Below are 16,670 nucleotides of genomic sequence, written 5' to 3'. Positions count from 1 at the left end.
GTTAGTTAGTTGCACACCGGTGTGCAATGCCGCGGTGGTGCACATCACACGGCGCCTTCGGGGGAGGATGGTTCGGTGAGTTCCCAGTCTCCGGTGCCGGTCCGTTCCCAGGCGCGCGCCAATCGCGCCCGCATCCTGGAGGCGGCGATCTCCGCGTTCGCGGCGGATCCGGACGCGAGCATGGACGACGTGGCGAAGGCGGCCGGCGTCGTTCGCCGCACGGTGTACTCGCACTTCCCCAACCGGGAAGCCCTGATCGAGGGTCTGGTGGCCGAGGCGTCCGGGGCGATCTGTTCGAGCCTGGCGTCCGGGCCGCCTGCACCGGAGCGGGCCGACCTGGCGGTCGCGGTCCTGGCGCTGCGGACCTGGCCGATCGGGGACCGGTTCCGGGTGCTGCTGTCGTTCGCCCGGCGCGAGCTCGGGGAGGAGCGCATCCACGACCTCCTCGAACCGCTGCGCACGATCTCGGTGGGCAATGTCGAGCGTGGACAGCGCGAGGGGATGTTCTCGTCGTACCTGTCCGCCGAGCTCCTGGTCGCGATGTACGAGGGCATGACGCTCACGCTCCTCGAGCACGCGAACCGGGGTGCGATCTCCGACCGGGGTGAGACGTTCGCCACCGCTGGGCTGGTGTTGCTGGGGCTGCCGCCGGACGACGCCGTCGCCGTCGTCTCGGAGGCGGCGGACTGGCTCGCGGACGCCGACGCACCCGGTGAGGAGGCCGGCGGGTAACTCGGTGGGCGCCGTCGGCGGCTGGCGCTAGACTTTGGGCACACGCGACGACCCGGTCGTCGACCCATCGGACCTGGAAGAAGGCCATAGCGCGCACGTGAGTGAACAAGTCGAGAACGGCAGGTCGCGTTTGCGCGACACCCCGCAGGATCCCGCACAGCCGGCTCAGCGCAATGTGCGCTCGAGCATGGAACTTCCGCCCGAGGTGGTCCCGCCCTTGCTCGGGTCCTCCGACGAGAATCTGACCGCTCTCGAGCAGGTGCTCGACGCCGATATCCATGTGCGGGGGAACGCCGTCACGCTCACCGGAACGCCTGCGGACGTCGCGCTCGCGGAGCGGGTGCTCGAGCAGTTGACGTCCCTCGTGCGTCGCAATCAGCCGATCTCCCCGGACGTGGTACGGCGCACCCACGGCATGCTCACGCAGGGGCTGTCGGATTCTCCGGCCGACGTGCTGAGCTTGGACATCCTGTCCCGTCGGGGCAAGACGATCCGGCCCAAGACGCTCAATCAGAAGCGCTACGTCGACGCGATCGACGAGAACACCATCGTGTTCGGTGTCGGGCCCGCCGGTACCGGTAAGACGTATCTGGCGATGGCCAAGGCGGTGCAGGCGCTGCAGACCAAGCAGGTGACGCGGATCATCCTGACGCGTCCCGCGGTCGAGGCCGGTGAGCGGCTGGGCTTCCTGCCAGGCACGCTGCACGAGAAGATCGACCCGTACCTGCGTCCGCTGCACGATGCGCTGCACGACATGATGGATCCCGAGGCGATCCCGAAGCTGATGCAGGCCGGCGTCATCGAGGTCGCGCCGCTGGCGTACATGCGGGGTCGCACCCTCAACGACGCGTTCATCATTCTCGACGAGGCGCAGAACACCACCGCCGAACAGATGAAGATGTTCCTCACCCGGCTCGGCTTCGGGTCCAAGATCGTCGTGACCGGCGACATCACCCAGGTCGATCTGCCCGGTGGGGCACGGTCGGGGCTGCGGGCGGCCACCGAGATCCTGGGTGACATCGACGGCATCCACTTCGCGGTACTCGACAGCTCCGACGTGGTCCGGCACCGGTTGGTCTCCGACATCGTCGATGCCTACGACCGGTTCGAGTCGACCCGGAACGGGGATCTCCCGCTGGGCAATCGGGCACAGCGGCGGGCGGTCCAGCCGCGCTCGCACCGGCGGTAGGGTTGTCTCCGCGAACAACGGCTCCCGCATGCCCGCGGCCGACGAAGGAACGACGTAGATGAGTATCGAGATCTCCAACGAATCGGGGATGGAAGTCTCCGACGAGGATTTGATCAGCGTCGCCCGGTTCGTGATCGCGCGCATGGACGTGCATCCCGCGGCGGAGCTGTCGATGGTGCTCGTGGATTCGTCGACGATGGCCGACCTCCACATGCGGTGGATGGATCTGCCCGGTCCCACCGACGTCATGTCCTTCCCGATGGACGAACTCGAGCCCGGTGGACGGCCGGACGCCCCGGAACCCGGCCCGTCGATGCTCGGCGACATCGTGCTGTGCCCGTCGTTCGCGCTCGAGCAGGCCGAGAAGGCCGGGCACTCGCTCGATCACGAACTGGCGCTGCTCACCGTGCACGGCGTCCTGCACCTCCTCGGCTACGACCATGCCGAGCCGGAGGAGGAGAAGGAGATGTTCGGCCTGCAGAACCAGTTGCTGGCCGACTGGTACGAAGACCTGCGACGTGCCGAGCGCGAGGCGCAACTCGCGGCGCGCGATCAGCGGCTGCTCGGCAAGGCCGGCTTCTTCGACGGCACCGAGCAGTGACGCTCGGCGGACGGTGATCGACACGTGAACGACGCAGTCGTCCTGGTGCTCGTCGCTGTCGTGCTGGTGCCGCTCGGCGGTCTCTTCGCGGCGCTCGACGCGGCGCTGAACACGCTGTCACCGGCGCGCGTCGAGGAGATGGCGAAGGACGAACGGCCGGGAGCGATGCGGCTGGTCCGGATCGTCTCGGACCGTCCGCGGTACGTCAATCTCATGGTGCTGCTGCGGATCCTGTGCGAGATCGCGGCCGCGGTCCTGCTCGCGGGGGCGCTGATCGACCTGCTCGGCCCCATGTGGGGTATGGCGGTGACCATCGTGGCGATGGTCCTCGTCGACTACGTGGCGATCGGTGTGGGGCCACGCACCCTGGGCCGGCAGCACGCCTACCCGTTGGCGTTGGCGGCGGCGGTTCCGCTCGGTGCGCTCGGCACGCTGCTCAGCCCGGTGAGCCGGCTGCTGATCCTGGTGGGTAACGCACTCACCCCGGGCCGGGGATTCCGGGCCGGCCCGTTCGCGTCGGAGATCGAGTTGCGCGAGCTGGTGGACCTGGCGCAGGAGCGCGGCGTCGTCGCCGACGAGGAACGCCGGATGATCCAGTCGGTGTTCGAACTCGGCGACACCTCGGCACGCGAGGTGATGGTGCCGCGCACCGAGATGGTGTGGATCGAGGCCGACAAGACGGCCGGGCAGGCGACGACGCTCGCGGTCCGCAGCGGCCACTCCCGGATCCCGGTGATCGGCGAGAACGTCGACGACGTCCTCGGCGTCGTGTATCTCAAGGACCTGGTGCAGCAGACGTACTATTCGTCCGATGGCGGCCGCAGTGTGAAGGTGGCGCAGGTGATGCGCCCGGCGGTGTTCGTGCCCGATTCGAAACCGCTCGACAGCCTGCTCGCCGAGATGCAGCGCGACCGCAACCACATGGCCGTGCTGGTCGACGAATACGGCGGCATCGCCGGGCTGGTGACGATCGAGGACGTGATCGAGGAGATCGTCGGTGAGATCGCCGACGAGTACGACACCGACGAGACTCCGCCGATCGAGGATCTCGGTGACGGCACATACCGGGTCTCGGCCCGGCTGCCGGTCGAGGATCTCGGTGAACTGTTCGACGTGGAGATCCCCGGCGACGAGGTCGAAACCGTGGGCGGGTTGCTCGGCTACGAACTGGGCCGGGTACCGCTGCCCGGCTCGCAGATCGAGACGGCCGGGCTGCGGATGCGCGGTGAGGGCGGCGCGGACGTGCGGGGTCGGGTGCGGATCAGCACCGTGCACGTCGAACGGATACCGGACGAACACCGCGACACCGGCCAGATGGACGAAGACGGAAACGTGAACCAGGAGTGATATGACCGACAACGAATTCCGTTCCGGCTTCGTTTGTTTCGTGGGCCGACCCAATACGGGCAAGTCGACGCTGACGAACGCGCTGGTCGGCGAGAAGATCGCGATCACGTCGTCGCGCCCGCAGACGACACGCCACACCATCCGCGGCATCGTGCACCGCGACTTCGCCCAGTTGATTCTGGTCGACACCCCCGGCCTGCACCGGCCGCGCACGCTGCTCGGTCAGCGCCTCAACGACCTGGTGCGCGACACCTACTCCGAGGTCGACGTCATCTGCCTGTGCATCCCGGCGGACGAGAAGATCGGCCCCGGCGACCGGTGGATCCTCGAGCAGGTCCGTCAGATGGCGCCCAAGACCAAGCTGGTCGGCATCGTCACCAAGATCGACAAGGTCAGCAAGGACGGTGTCGCCGCGCAGCTGATGGCGCTCTCCAAGCTTCTCGGCCCCGAAGCCGAGGTGATCCCGGTGTCGGCGGTCTCCGGCGAGCAGGTCGAACTGCTGGTGAACGTCCTCGCCGGTCTGATGGAGCCCGGTCCGGCGTTCTACCCCGACGGCGAGCTCACCGACGAGCCCGAGGAAACGCTCATGGCCGAGCTGATCCGGGAAGCGGCGCTCGAGGGTCTCGGCGACGAACTGCCGCACTCGCTGGCCGTCGTCATCGAGGAGGTGCGCGAGCGTGAGGGGCGCACCGAGAAGCAGGGCGAACTTCTCGACGTCCACGCACTGCTGTACGTCGAGCGGCCCAGCCAGAAGGGCATCGTGATCGGTAAGGGTGGGGCCCGGCTGCGGGAAGTCGGCACTGCGGCCCGCAAGCAGATCGAGAAGCTGCTCGGCGTCAAGATCTTCCTGGAACTGCACGTCAAGGTCGCGAAGGACTGGCAGCGCGACCCGAAGCAGTTGGGGCGCCTCGGCTTCTAGCGTCCGTCGCTCCGGTTCTCGTCGTGCCGCTCTCCCGGTCGGGGGAGCGGCACGACTGTTTTCGGCACGACTGTTTTCGGCCCGGCGGTGCCCCGGCGCGTGCGACGATCGAACCGTCGACCTGCACAGGCCTCTCGGATCGAGAAGGTGATGTCATGGGGTTCTTCCTGATCCAGTGGGGTGTGCTGGTCCTCGGCGCCGCGGTGCACATCGCGCTCGACCGGCACCCGGAGCGGCGCACCCCGAGACGGATGTGCGGACTGGTCGCGCTGTGGGCGGTCGTCGGGGGCGGCGTGTGGACCGTGGTCGGCGGAATCGGCCACATCGGGCCGACGTCGGACGAGATCGCCGACGGCATCGGCTACACGCAGTCGATGTTCCAGTGGGAGGTCGGCTGGGCGGACATCGCGATCGGCGCTGCCGGCGTCGCGTGCGCGTGGAAGGCCAACCGGGGCGGCTGGATGAGTGCGGCCGTGTTCGTCCTGCTCGTCTCGTTCTGGGGCGACGGAATCGGCCACATCATGCAGTGGGCCGCGCACGACAACACCGAACCGATGAACGTGTGGGCGCTCCCCACGGACTTCCTGCTGCCCCTGATCGCCGTTGTCTTCCTCGTGCTGTCGCGACATATGGGTCCACGTCATCCGCAACTGTGGCGGGGTACCGACCGTCTCGGGGCGAGGTGAGGCTCCTCGGCCCCCGTCGTCGAGTGATCCCGCGTCACGGCGCCGGGAGGAAGGCGCCCCGGATCAGTCGGAGCACCGCCACCGAGATCTCCTGTCCGCCGTCGCCGGTGGCGAGGCGGCGCAACTGCAGGCCCGCGATGACTGCCACCAGTGTGGCGGCGAGTGACTGCGGGTCCGGGATGCCGAGTGCGGTCAGGATCGTCACGGTCAGCTCGTCGTAGGCCGCGAAGCACGCGGTCGCGGCCGCTTGCAGTGCCGGGTCGCGGCCGGCCTGGATGTAGAGCTCGAACGGTGCGATCCGCTCGGCGGAGAACCCGAGATCGTGCGCGACCCGTTCGGTGACGGCCGCGGCGTCCTCGAGGCTGATCCCGTTGTCGCGGTAGCTTTCCGCGATCTCACGCAGCCGCGCGGTCTCCTCGGCCACGAAACCTGTCAGAGCGGCGTGCAGCAACTCCGACTGCGTCGCGAAGTGATAGGTGATCGAGCCCAGCGCCACGCCCGCCTCGGCTGCGATGCGCCGGTTCGTCAGCGCCGGCACGCCTTCGGTGCCGACGATCTGCAGCGCGGCCGCGAGAATGCGGTCGCGCACCGCCGTCGCCCCCATCCGTCACCACCACCGAACGGGCCGGTGCTCGTGCCAGCGGCCGACGGTTTCGAGTTGCGCGGCAAGGGAAACCAACAGGGGTTCGGTGTTGTCGTGGCCCATCAGTTGCACCCCGATCGGCAGCCCGTCGGTGGTGAAGCCTGCGGGGACGTTGACACTGGGCCAGCCGAGGATGTTCCACGGCCACGTGTACGGACATGCCGCGGTGATCACCTTGTCGGTAGCGACACCGCCGATGCCGTCCATCGCGTCGACGCGCGGCGGGGGCGTGGCGGTGGTGGGCGCCAGGACCACGTCGTAGTCGTCGAAGATCGCGCCGATCCGCCGCCTCATCCGCGGTTCGGCGGCCCGCGCGGCGCGCAACGGCCACCCGGAGAGCAGGCGCCCGGTGCGCCCGTTGGCGCGGGTGCGCGGATCCACCAGGCTGCGATCGGGAAGGCGGTCGAGCCACACCTCGATGCCGGCCAGGGAGCGCGGAAGAAAGTTGAGGCCCAGCAGGATGCCGTACTCCGGGTCGTCGACGACGACGTCGTGGCCGAGCCGGCGCAGAGTGTGCGCGGTGCGGCCCACCGCGGTCCGGATCTCCGGGTGCAACGCGGTGGGGGTGGCGGTGAACGGGATGCGAAGCGACAGCGCGATCCGCAGCCGGCCGGGATCGCGGCCGACCGCGTCGCGCACCGTGACCGGCGGTGGCTTGTGCAGGTCGCCGTCGTGGTTGCCGGCGACGACGTCGAACAGCAGGGCGGCGTCGGCGACGGAGCGGGCGACCGGGCCGTTGACGGTGATGCCGTGGAACGATTCGGGCTCGGGCCACGTCGAGATGCGGCCTCGCTGCGGTTTGATGCCGACGAGGTGGGTCCACGCCGCCGGGATGCGGACGGAACCGGCACCGTCGGATCCGATGGCCGCGGGCACCATGCCGGCCGCGACCGCAGCCGCGCTGCCGCCGGACGACCCGCCCGGCGTGTGGTCGCGGCCCCACGGATTGCGGGTGTGACCGAACGCGCCGCCGGTGAACGGCCACTGGCCCAGTTCGGGGCTGTTGGTCTTGCCGACGATCACCGCACCGGCCGCACGTAGTCGTCGCACCACCTCGGAGTCGGCGGTCTTGGCCGGGAAGTCGCCCGGGCATCCGAACGCAGTGGGCTCACCCGTGACGTCCACGTCGTCCTTGACAGCGATCGGGACACCGAGCAGCGGGAGGCGTACCCCGGCGGCCAGGCGGCGGTCGGCCTCGGCCGCTTCCGCGAGTGCCGCGGCGCGGCGCACGATCCGGAACGCGTTGAGGGTGGCCTGACCGGCGTCGATCCGGTCGAGCGCGGCGGTCACCGCGGCGACGGATGTGCCGCGGCCCGTAGCCAGGGCCGTGACCTGGTCTTCGAGGCCGGGCGCGTGCTGCTCGACGCACTGTTCTCGCAGTTCCGTGCTCACTGTCGCCCCTTCACGCCGCTTCCGTTCGTTCGAACGAACAGTAACGCGTTGCAGTTTTTTGCGGGGTGGTTTCGGCGGACGCGCCTGTGGGTGAGCGTCGGTGCCGCGTGGGAGACTGGGCACGTGAGGTTGTACCGGGACTATGCGGTGGTGCTGCGCCAGCACAAGCTGGGCGAGGCCGACCGCATCGTGACCCTGCTGACCCGGCAGCACGGACTGGTCCGCGCGGTCGCCAAGGGCGTGCGCCGCACCAAGTCGAAGTTCGGGGCCCGGCTCGAGCCGTTCGCGCACATCGACGTGCAGTTGCATCCCGGGCGCAACCTCGACATCGTCACCCAGGTGAGCACCGTCGACGCGTTCGGCGCCGACATCGTCGACGACTACGGCCGCTACACCACCGCGTGCGCGATCCTCGAGACCGCGGAGCGGCTGGCCGGTGAGGAGAAGGCGCCGGTCCCGCGGCTGCACAGCCTCACCGTCGGAGCGTTGCGGGCGGTGGGCGACCGGACACGGCCCGTCGAACTGATCCTCGACGCCTACCTGCTGCGGGCGATGGGCTACGCGGGCTGGGCGCCGGCGCTCACCGACTGCGCGCGGTGTGCAGCGCCCGGTCCGCACCGTGCGTTCCATGTCGCCGCCGGTGGCGCCGTCTGTGTGCACTGTCGACCGCCCGGTGCGGCCACGCCGTCGCCCGGAGTGCTCGATCTCATGGACGCCTTGGCGCACGGGCAGTGGAAGGACACCGAGCTCGCGACGCCGGCGATGCGTAGCCAGGCCAGCGGACTGATCGCCGCGCACCTGCAATGGCACCTCGAACGGCAGTTGCGCACCCTTCCGCTGATCGAACGTCACCGACCCCATGCGGCGGTCGGGGACGATGAGGCGGTCAGGCAGGATGGGGAGCGTGATTCGACGACGCGAACCTCGAGCTCAGCCTGATCGGGAGATCCGCCCGCCGTTCCCGCACCCCTCGGGCGCCCGCCCGCCCATCCTGCAGCCCGAGTTGATCCCCAACCACGTGGCGCTCGTCATGGACGGCAACGGCAGGTGGGCGCAGGATCGCGGGCTGCCGCGCACCGCGGGACACGAGCGCGGCGAGGACGTCCTGATGGACACCGTCGCCGGGTGCATCGAGATCGGCGTGAAGTGGCTGTCCGCGTACGCGTTCTCGACCGAGAACTGGAAGCGCAGCCCCGAGGAGGTCAAGTTCCTCATGGGCTTCAACCGGGACGTCATCCGGCGCCGCCGCGACGAGATGCACGAGATGGGTGTGCGGGTGCGGTGGGCGGGGCGCCGACCTCGGCTGTGGCGCAGCGTCATCAAGGAACTCGAGATCGCGGAGGAACTCACCAAGGACAACACCGTGATGACGCTGACCATGTGCGTCAACTACGGTGGCCGCGCCGAGATCGCCGACGCGGCCCGGGAGATCGCCCGTCGCGCCGCGGCGGGGGAGATCGATCCCGAGAAGATCTCGGAGGCCACGTTCGCGAAGTACCTCGACGAGCCGGATATGCCCGACGTCGACCTGTTCCTGCGACCGTCCGGCGAGCAGCGGACGTCGAACTTCCTGATCTGGCAGGCGGCGTACGCGGAACTGGTGTTCCAGGAGAAGCTGTTTCCGGACTTCGACCGCCGCGACCTCTGGGCTGCGTGCGTCGAGTATGCGTCCCGCGATCGTCGCTTCGGGGGAGTGAAGTACCAGTGAGCGCCCCCGACGCGGCCGAGGCGTTGCAGGAGCGGGCGCGGGCGGCGCTCGCGGGTTTCGTCGCCGTCGAATCCGACGACGGTTCCCTGCGGTTCGAGTACGGCGGCGCGTTGTGCTCGCTGCGCGCCGTCACTCTCGCCGACGGCTTGGACGTACTGTCGCTGACCGGGGTGCTGGCGTGGGACCGGACGTACACCGCGGCGCTGCTCGAGCGGGTCGCCGAGCGTAACGCGCAGGCGCAGTTCGGATCGATCAGCATGATCACGCGCGGGAATCTGGCGGACGTCGTGCTGCGCTACACCTTCCCAGCCACGGGCCTGACCGATGCACCACTCGCGACGATGCTGCTGCTCGTGCTGTCGGGCATCGAGGACGCGCGTGGGGGACTGCTGGCGTAAGGGTTCCGCGGCCGAGTGCCGATCTCGGCCAGGGTCCGTCGTTGCGGAGACGGCGAATGCGGCGATCGCCGCGCAGTTGTTCCCCACCGAAAGTCCCCCTACTCGCGCCGCACGGCCGGCCGGTCACGTGAACGCCTCCTCGATCTCTGCGGGGACCGGACTCTGCGGCTGCGTCGGTTTCCAACTCGTGGTGCCGTCCAGGTAGACCGGGCCGGCGGCCCACGAGAGCCACAGCTGGTCGGTTCCCCTCAACCAGTGCATCCGGGTGTCCGGCTCCGCCGAGACACGTGTGACCTCGACGCCGGAACCGTCGACGACCTGGACCCACCACCGGTCGTCGTGCACGAGCCGAGCTTGCCGTCCGCTGTCCGACGTGGTTGTGGCACCGACCTGTTCGGTGGTGGAAGGCATCGGGGGCACGGTGGTTTCGGCTGTCGGTTCGGTGGGCGGCGGGGTCGACTCCGGCTCCGATGGGGGAGTCGCGGGAACAGGGGGCGTCGTGGTCGAAGACGCCGGAGACTGTGACGTACCGATTGTCGGTTCGGCGTCCGAGGTCCGTGTCGGGCGTATCTGTGAAGTGCTCGGGGGCGTCGTATCGGGGGCCGAGGTCCCGGTCGTCGCGTCGGGTGCCGATCTGGTGAGAGCTGCGGCGGCGCAGGCGGTCGCAGTCCTGCTCACGGTGAGCCGCTGGGTCACGAATTCCGCGGATTCCGCGGAGCCGCTCAGGGTCCGGATCTCCGCGACCGCAGCGGTGCCGGAGAGTGTCCCGGAATCCAGGTCCGAACCGGAGACGGTGGTGTTGACCAGTTGACCGGGCTGTGCGGGTACCGAGGTCACCGTCCGCCTGAGCACGATGTTGCGGTTGTTCTCGTTACGTACCGAGACGGTGTACGTGTACGGCGGTCCCAGGTGCGGCCACGACAGGACCGCGCGTGCCGGCTGCGCCCCGGCCGGTTGGGACACACACGTCACCGACGCCGGGGGCGGAACGTACGCCGGCGAGCCGGACTGCTCGCCGCGGTTGCTGCAGAACAGGTCCTCGTTGCCCAGTTGGAGGTGCTGTGAGACGCCGATTCCGCGCCAGTCGGTGGAGACGGCGCCCGAGGAGACGGGCGGGCCCGGCAGCATCGTGTGGATCTCGGCGTTGTACTGCCAGATCGCGGCGTGTGAGGGCAGGCCGGCGCCGTCGATGGTGAACGACACCGGATCACCGGTCTTGCCGCTCGCGGGGGTGACGTCCCATGTGCGCCAGATCATCCCGTCCAGGTCCCGCAGAATGATCCGGTACCGGTACGGGGCGCCCAGATGCGACCACGACAGGGTGACGGGGTCCGGCCCGGAGACGCTCTTGTCGCTGCAGGTGACATAGGTGTTGGTACCGCTCGTCGCCGCAATACGAGGCACGAAGGCCGCCTTCGTTCCGAATCCGCCGGTGACCGCCGTTGCGGTGTCGGCATAGGCCGCGGCGGTGGTCGGCACCCGCACCACTCCGGTGAGCGTCAGCGTCGCCGCCGCGAGCACGGCTCCCGCCGTGAGCGCCGGGCTGCTGCCCCGTTCGTCCCGAGCCCCCCGGCGGTGATCGAGCCAGTCGGGTTTGACGGCCACTGCGACCAGTAGGCCCACCAGGATCCCACCGGCGAACACGGCCGGCGGGCTCGACAACCACACCACCGCATATCCGAGTTTCTCGACGTGGAGGAAGACCCTTCCCGCGGTCTCCACGTGATACCGCTGCACGTCCTCGTCTGCGTTCGCATCTCCCTTCAGCCGCAACGTGGCTGTGTCGTCCGCGACCGCGTCCACCGCCACCACGCGGTGCGTGATCCGCTGCCCGGCTTGGTCTTCGACGCACGCTATGTCGCCCGGGTGGAGATCGGAGGCCGCCACGGTGCGCGAGAAGGCGAGTGCACCGGTGCCGATCTCGGGTTCCATGGAGCCGGAGCGGAAGATCAGTGGCTTGATCCCGAACGCCAGCGCCGCCACTGCGGCGACGATGCAGAGGCTGCCGACTACCGCGCCCACCCACAGCGCTATGCGGATCACCCGTCTCATGATTGCCTCCCGGCGGCGGCCGTGAACACCAGGCGCACTGTGTTGAGCATTTGGTTCTGCACACTCACCGGTGCGGACGGCGCCAGTCGGACGGTCACGCACAGCGCTTCCGTGCCGGTGCGCGCGGCGACGGGGCGTGGCGTGGACACCATCGGCGCGGAACCGCCGGCCGTGAGCGCGGACTCCGCGATCTTGGTGCCGCTGCAGGAACCGGCGCGTAAACCGTTGGTGGCGCCGTTGGTCGCCGCACCGCCGGAGTACGCGGCCACCACCACGTGCGCGGCGACCTCCGAGCTCCCTGTGGGGGTGGTCGCCGCCATCGTGTAGGTGAGCGGCAGAGTGCCCCTGTTCTGCACGGTCACGGCGGCCGCGACGCTCTCACCCGGCAGCAGGTTGAGCGCGGCGAGTGTGTTCAACGCCAGGGTCTTCGTGTTGTCGAGTTGAAGGTTGATCGTGCCGGTGGCGAACGTGCCGGACGTGGCTGTCGCCTTGTCGCTCCACGCGGCCAGGGTGCCCACCGCACCGATCCCGAGAAGCCCGCCGAGACAGAGCAGTGCGCGCACCCGGATGCCGATCCGGTGCCTGCGCGGAGCGGGGAAGAGGCGCACCGGTCACCCCTTCCGGCGGACTTGGATGTCTCGGACGAGATTGAACAGGGCGTAGGCGACGAGCACGACGATGGCGCCCGCAACGGTGACGGCGCGCTTCTGCCCGGAGAGCCAGTTGTTGACGTAGCCGAGATACGGGATGCTGTACCAGACCTGTCCGCGGATCTGTTCGGTCCGTACCGGTTTCGGGTCCGGGCTGTCGTTGGCGTCGCCCTGGGTGCGGAACGAGACCTCGCCTTTCGGATTGTGGCGCACCGATATGATGCGGTGCGTCACGACATCGGGTCGACCCGATTCCAGTTGATAGGTGATCGGAGTTCCGACGGCCAGTCCGTCGACCTCGGAGGGCCGCACGATCACAAGTGTGCCGGGCGGATACGTCGGGCGCATCGATCCGGTGAGGACCGTGAACCGCTCCGCTCCCGCCACGGCCGGAACCAGGACGGTGGCCGCCAGCAGCGCGAACATTGCCAGCGCGACTACCCACCCGAGGACGCTCCGCAGCCACCGGGTGCGACTTTCGTCGGTGTCGACCGACGCCGACGCGCTCATACCGAGCTCGCTGCGAAATCGAGAGACACCGCGGTGGACACGTTGGGTGAGGCGTCCGCACCCACCGTGGCGCGCAGGCACCAGACCATCGTCTCCTGCGGTCGCAGTACCGGCGCCCACTGCGGCGCGGGTGGCGCCTGGGCGGAGGGGAGCGGCCCCTCGTAGAGCGAGGCACCGACGGGCGGTGACGATGCGGGACAACCGCTCTCGCTCGCCACCGTCCACACCCCGAGTGTGAGCGGTAGCGACGCCGAGCTCTGCCGTGCCGACTGTAATCGATACTGCAGATCGACGTCACCGGCATTACGAACGGTCAAGGCGCGCTGCACCACCGATCCCGGCCCAAGGTCGGTGCCCCCGAAACTGGTGAACTGGTAGTTCTGAACCTGCGTCGGTAGAGCCGCACCACCGACCCGCAACGCGAGCGTGCCGGACCGGATGATGCCGCCGTCGATCCGCGTCTCACCGCGCCAGAGCGCACCCGTCTGCTCGGCTGCCCCGAACGCCACGATCGCCACCGCCGCACCGGCGGCGGCGAGCCACCTGAAGCTGCGCACTCTTCACCCCCACTGCGATTCGACTGGTTACTACGCGGGGTTCAAGTTCTGTGTGAGCGTGATCAGCACGTTGTTCAGGGTGACGCTGGTGCCCTGGGCAATCGTGCCCGAGGTTTCCGGGTCGAAGGTGAGTCGGGCTGCGATGGTGAGGGTTTCCCCGTCGTTCTGGTCGGTCACCTGCGCATCGGGTAGCACGGCTCCGCTGCTCGTGGTGGCGGTCAGAGATGTGTCGATCAGCTGCGCCTGCAGCGCCGGATCGCTGAGTTCGGAGAACATTTCGGAGGTGTCGGCGGCCAGCGTCGCCGACAGATTCGTGCCGCTGGCCGTGACCGTGCTGGTGCACGAGTACTCGAGTGTGTCGCCCGGAACGATCCGGAAATCCGGCAGGTCGACAGCGACGGACCGGCCACCGGAGACGTCGCGCCAGCCCGAGCCCGACGTAGGGGTGCACTCACTGAGTGCCAGCGTGCCCGAGGTGATCGTGCCGCCGCCCGCTTCTGTCTGGTCCTGCCAGAAGGCGAACGTTCCGGCACCACCCAGCAGCAGTATGGCAGCGGCTCCGGCGGCCAACGCGGCCTTTGCTTTCCGATTCATGGTGTCCTCCCCTCCGCGCTCCGCCCCGACGATTGGCGATCGAGCGCTGTTGTGGACTACGTACCCAAACCAGTTGTTTGGTATGCACGCTTTCGTCGAATCGGATTCGACAGCGCTCAGCGCAGTGCGAGTACCTCGAGGTGGCCACGAGGTGAGGGGCTACACCGATCGACGTGTCGGAGGGCCGCGCCGTGAAGGTTCGGTCGGTCGGCGGAGTGCCGCGGTCAGCGAGCCTGCGCGCAGTCCCGACAGGTACCGAAGATCTCGACCGTGTGGCTGACGTCGGTGAACCCGTTGGTGTCGGCGATGGTCTGCGACCACTGTTCGACGGCGGGCCCGTCGACCTCCACGGTGAATCCGCAGGCGCGGCACACGAGATGGTGGTGGTGCCCGGAGGAGCAGCGTCGGTACACGGACTCGCCGGTGTCGGTGCGGAGCACGTCGACGGTGCCGGCCTCCGCGAGGGTCTGCAGCGTTCGGTACACGGTGGTGAGCCCGATGCCCTGGCCGCGTCGGCGCAGTTCGTCGTGCAGTTCCTGGGCCGAACGGAACTCGGTGATGTCGTCGAGTAGTGCGGAGATGGCGCTGCGCTGCTTGGTCGAGCGCACGCCGACCACGGCCCGGCCGGCCCGCTCGCGCTGATCGGTCGGGTCGGTCACGTTCTCGGTCATGCTTCCTCCGCGTGGGCGACGGCGTCGACGACGATGTGGGCGAGATGGTCGTCGACGAGTCGGTACATCACTTCACGTCCGTTGCGCTCGCCGTGCACGACGCCGGCGGCTTTGAGTACGCGTAAGTGCTGACTGATCAGTGGCTGGGTGACCCCGAGTGCGGCGACGAGTTCGTGGACGCAGCGCTGCGACTCCCGTAACTGCAGCACGATCGCGATACGGACCGGCGCGGCGAGGGCCCGCAGGATCTCACCGGCGGCGGTGAGCGTCTCCTTGGGCGGCAGCGGTGCCGGGGCCGTCTCGGAGCAGGCGCCGTGATCGGCGGTTCCGGGGTGCAGGTGGCCCGCGTCGGCGACACTCACGTGCGCCTCCTCCCATGCGATCGGACGGGCACCGATCGGGCCCGGACATGCCACCTTATTGCAAATCAATTCCATTTTGATATGCATGAATATGCATGTCAACCGGGCACGTGGGACGCCTCCGTCGCTACCGATAGGCTGGACGGGCGAAATCCGCACGTGAACCACGCATCTATTACCCAGATGGAGAGCAGCCAAGTGGCACCCAAGTCCAAGATCGATACCGTCGCCAACCTCGCCAAGCGCCGTGGCCTCGTCTACCCATGCGGTGAGATCTACGGCGGTACCAAGTCGGCCTGGGACTACGGTCCGCTCGGCGTGGAACTGAAGGAGAACATCAAGAAGCAGTGGTGGCGGAACATGGTCACCAGCCGCGAGGACGTCGTCGGCCTCGACTCGTCGGTGATCCTGCCCCGCCAGGTGTGGGAGGCGTCGGGCCACGTCGAGGTGTTCACCGACCCCCTCGTCGAGTGCCTCAACTGCCACAAGCGCCACCGCCAGGACCACCTGCAGGAGGCGTACGCGGAGAAGCACAAGCTCGACGATCCCGACGCCGTGGCGATGACCGAGATCGTGTGCCCGGACTGCGGCACCAAGGGGCAGTGGACCGAGCCCAAGGCGTTCTCGGGTCTGCTCAAGACCTACCTCGGCCCGGTCGACAGCGAGACCGGCCTGCACTACCTGCGCCCCGAGACCGCGCAGGGCATCTTCGTGAACTTCGCGAACGTGCTGACCACGTCGCGCAAGAAGCCGCCGTTCGGCATCGGCCAGATCGGCAAGAGCTTCCGCAACGAGATCACGCCGGGCAACTTCATCTTCCGCACCCGCGAGTTCGAGCAGATGGAGATGGAGTTCTTCGTCAAGCCCGGCGAGGACGAAGAGTGGCACCAGTACTGGATCGACTACCGCATGGACTGGTACACCGGCCTCGGCATCAACAAGGACAACCTGCGCCTGTACGAGCACGCGCAGGAGAAGCTGTCGCACTACTCGAAGCGCACCGTCGACATCGAGTACCGCTTCCAGTTCCAGGGCAGCGAGTGGGGCGAGCTCGAGGGCGTCGCCAACCGCACCGACTACGACCTCGCCACGCACGCCAAGGCGTCGGGCACCGACCTGAGCTACTTCGACCAGACGTCCGGTGAGCGCTACACGCCGTACGTCATCGAGCCCGCGGCCGGCCTGACCCGTTCGCTGATGGCCTTCCTGGTCGACGCGTACACCGAGGACGAAGCGCCCAACGCCAAGGGCGGCGTCGACAAGCGCACCGTGCTCAAGCTGGACCGTCGTCTCGCACCGGTCAAGGCCGCGGTGCTGCCGCTCAGCCGCAACGCCGACCTCTCGCCCAAGGCGAAGGACCTGGCGACCACGCTGCGCCAGCACTGGAACATCGAGTTCGACGACGCCGGTGCCATCGGCCGCCGCTACCGCCGCCAGGACGAGATCGGCACCCCGTTCTGCATCACGGTCGATTTCGACACTCTCGAAGACCAGGCCGTGACGATCCGTGAGCGCGACACCATGGCGCAGGAGCGCGTCTCCCTCGACCAGGTGGAGGGCTACCTCGCCCAGCGCCTGATCGGCTCCTAGTTTCCCCGACCGAATGTCACATGCGTTCAGTTCGACTGGACGCATGTGACATTCGGCGTTTCCGGAGCC

At 68.6% G+C, this 16,670-nt stretch carries 19 protein-coding genes; 10 read left to right on the top strand and 9 right to left on the bottom strand.

The features are described 5' to 3' along the window. Positions 1-75: 75 nt before the first annotated feature. The 6 genes from C7H75_RS15445 (at position 76) to C7H75_RS15420 (ending at position 5,474) form a co-directional block, all read left to right on the top strand. A complete protein-coding gene (locus tag C7H75_RS15445; protein WP_005512331.1) occupies positions 76-732 on the top strand; it encodes a TetR/AcrR family transcriptional regulator in 657 nt (218 codons plus the stop codon). 97 nt (positions 733-829) lie between these two features. Beyond that, on the top strand, positions 830-1,921 hold the full coding sequence (locus C7H75_RS15440; protein ID WP_005512332.1) for a PhoH family protein: 1,092 nt from the start codon (positions 830-832) through the stop codon (positions 1,919-1,921). Between the two features lie 58 nt (positions 1,922-1,979). Continuing rightward, positions 1,980-2,522: an rRNA maturation RNase YbeY gene (gene ybeY, locus C7H75_RS15435; RefSeq protein WP_106851557.1), complete on the top strand. Its 543-nt coding sequence runs from the start codon at positions 1,980-1,982 to the stop codon at positions 2,520-2,522. Between the two features lie 24 nt (positions 2,523-2,546). Beyond that, on the top strand, positions 2,547-3,869 hold the full coding sequence (locus C7H75_RS15430; RefSeq protein ID WP_005512334.1) for a hemolysin family protein: 1,323 nt from the start codon (positions 2,547-2,549) through the stop codon (positions 3,867-3,869). A 1-nt stretch (position 3,870) separates the two neighbouring features. Then, a complete protein-coding gene (gene era, locus C7H75_RS15425; protein WP_106851556.1) occupies positions 3,871-4,788 on the top strand; it encodes a GTPase Era in 918 nt (305 codons plus the stop codon). Between the two features lie 155 nt (positions 4,789-4,943). Beyond that, positions 4,944-5,474 carry a DUF6790 family protein gene (locus tag C7H75_RS15420; RefSeq protein ID WP_106851555.1) on the top strand — a complete coding sequence of 177 codons (531 nt, stop codon included), beginning with the start codon at positions 4,944-4,946 and terminating at the stop codon, positions 5,472-5,474. Between the two features lie 34 nt (positions 5,475-5,508). Here C7H75_RS15420 and C7H75_RS15415 read toward each other — a convergent pair whose 3' ends face one another. Both C7H75_RS15415 and C7H75_RS15410 read right to left on the bottom strand, forming a co-directional pair. Next, on the bottom strand, positions 5,509-6,078 hold the full coding sequence (locus C7H75_RS15415) for a TetR/AcrR family transcriptional regulator (RefSeq protein WP_081120480.1): 570 nt from the start codon (positions 6,076-6,078) through the stop codon (positions 5,509-5,511). Positions 6,079-6,081: 3 nt separating this feature from the next. After that, positions 6,082-7,509: an amidase gene (locus C7H75_RS15410; RefSeq protein WP_106851554.1), complete on the bottom strand. Its 1,428-nt coding sequence runs from the start codon at positions 7,507-7,509 to the stop codon at positions 6,082-6,084. A gap of 123 nt (positions 7,510-7,632) precedes the next feature. On the opposite strand from C7H75_RS15410, the gene recO reads away from it, so the two are divergent. Genes recO through C7H75_RS15395 form a run of 3 tightly spaced genes read left to right on the top strand, consistent with a single transcriptional unit; the run spans position 7,633 to position 9,615 of the window. After that, the gene (gene recO / locus C7H75_RS15405; RefSeq protein WP_013416464.1) at positions 7,633-8,448 is read left to right on the top strand and encodes a DNA repair protein RecO; all 816 of its coding nucleotides are present in this window, start codon (positions 7,633-7,635) and stop codon (positions 8,446-8,448) included. After that, entirely contained in the window at positions 8,405-9,217 is an 813-nt protein-coding gene (locus C7H75_RS15400; protein ID WP_013416463.1) for an isoprenyl transferase, read from the top strand. Before recO ends, C7H75_RS15400 begins: the two co-directional genes overlap by 44 nt. Beyond that, positions 9,214-9,615, top strand: a complete 402-nt coding sequence (locus C7H75_RS15395; RefSeq protein ID WP_106851553.1) for a YbjN domain-containing protein — start codon at positions 9,214-9,216, stop codon at positions 9,613-9,615. The genes C7H75_RS15400 and C7H75_RS15395 overlap by 4 nt, the downstream gene beginning before the upstream one ends. 123 nt (positions 9,616-9,738) lie before the next feature. Here the strand turns inward: C7H75_RS15395 and C7H75_RS15390 are convergent, their stop codons facing one another. The 7 genes from C7H75_RS15390 to C7H75_RS15360 all read right to left on the bottom strand — a co-directional run bounded on the left by C7H75_RS15390 (position 9,739) and on the right by C7H75_RS15360 (position 15,011). Continuing rightward, positions 9,739-11,667, bottom strand: coding sequence for a S24/S26 family peptidase (locus C7H75_RS15390; RefSeq protein ID WP_106851552.1), 1,929 nt, complete (start codon positions 11,665-11,667; stop codon positions 9,739-9,741). Beyond that, positions 11,664-12,275: a TasA family protein gene (locus C7H75_RS15385; RefSeq protein WP_005512344.1), complete on the bottom strand. Its 612-nt coding sequence runs from the start codon at positions 12,273-12,275 to the stop codon at positions 11,664-11,666. Before C7H75_RS15385 ends, C7H75_RS15390 begins: the two co-directional genes overlap by 4 nt. Positions 12,276-12,278: 3 nt before the next feature. After that, complete coding sequence (locus C7H75_RS15380) at positions 12,279-12,827, bottom strand: signal peptidase I (RefSeq protein ID WP_005512345.1); 549 nt, start codon at positions 12,825-12,827, stop codon at positions 12,279-12,281. Beyond that, positions 12,824-13,384, bottom strand: coding sequence for a hypothetical protein (locus C7H75_RS15375; RefSeq protein ID WP_084923008.1), 561 nt, complete (start codon positions 13,382-13,384; stop codon positions 12,824-12,826). The genes C7H75_RS15380 and C7H75_RS15375 overlap by 4 nt, the downstream gene beginning before the upstream one ends. A gap of 30 nt (positions 13,385-13,414) precedes the next feature. Continuing rightward, complete coding sequence (locus C7H75_RS15370) at positions 13,415-13,978, bottom strand: alternate-type signal peptide domain-containing protein (RefSeq protein ID WP_081120477.1); 564 nt, start codon at positions 13,976-13,978, stop codon at positions 13,415-13,417. Between the two features lie 224 nt (positions 13,979-14,202). Next, a complete protein-coding gene (locus C7H75_RS15365) occupies positions 14,203-14,649 on the bottom strand; it encodes a Fur family transcriptional regulator (RefSeq protein ID WP_013416459.1) in 447 nt (148 codons plus the stop codon). Continuing rightward, on the bottom strand, positions 14,646-15,011 hold the full coding sequence (locus C7H75_RS15360; RefSeq protein ID WP_037085107.1) for an ArsR/SmtB family transcription factor: 366 nt from the start codon (positions 15,009-15,011) through the stop codon (positions 14,646-14,648). The genes C7H75_RS15365 and C7H75_RS15360 overlap by 4 nt, the downstream gene beginning before the upstream one ends. Positions 15,012-15,209: 198 nt before the next feature. On the opposite strand from C7H75_RS15360, the gene C7H75_RS15355 reads away from it, so the two are divergent. Beyond that, complete coding sequence (locus C7H75_RS15355) at positions 15,210-16,601, top strand: glycine--tRNA ligase (protein ID WP_013416457.1); 1,392 nt, start codon at positions 15,210-15,212, stop codon at positions 16,599-16,601. Positions 16,602-16,670: the final 69 nt, after the last annotated feature.

Origin of the sequence: Rhodococcus (subgen. Prescottella) equi, from assembly GCF_003013675.1 — a bacterium.
In the GTDB taxonomy this organism is placed as follows: domain Bacteria; phylum Actinomycetota; class Actinomycetes; order Mycobacteriales; family Mycobacteriaceae; genus Prescottella; species Prescottella equi.
Note: the sequence above shows the minus strand (reverse complement) of the source record. Positions and strands in the feature narration are given on the sequence as shown.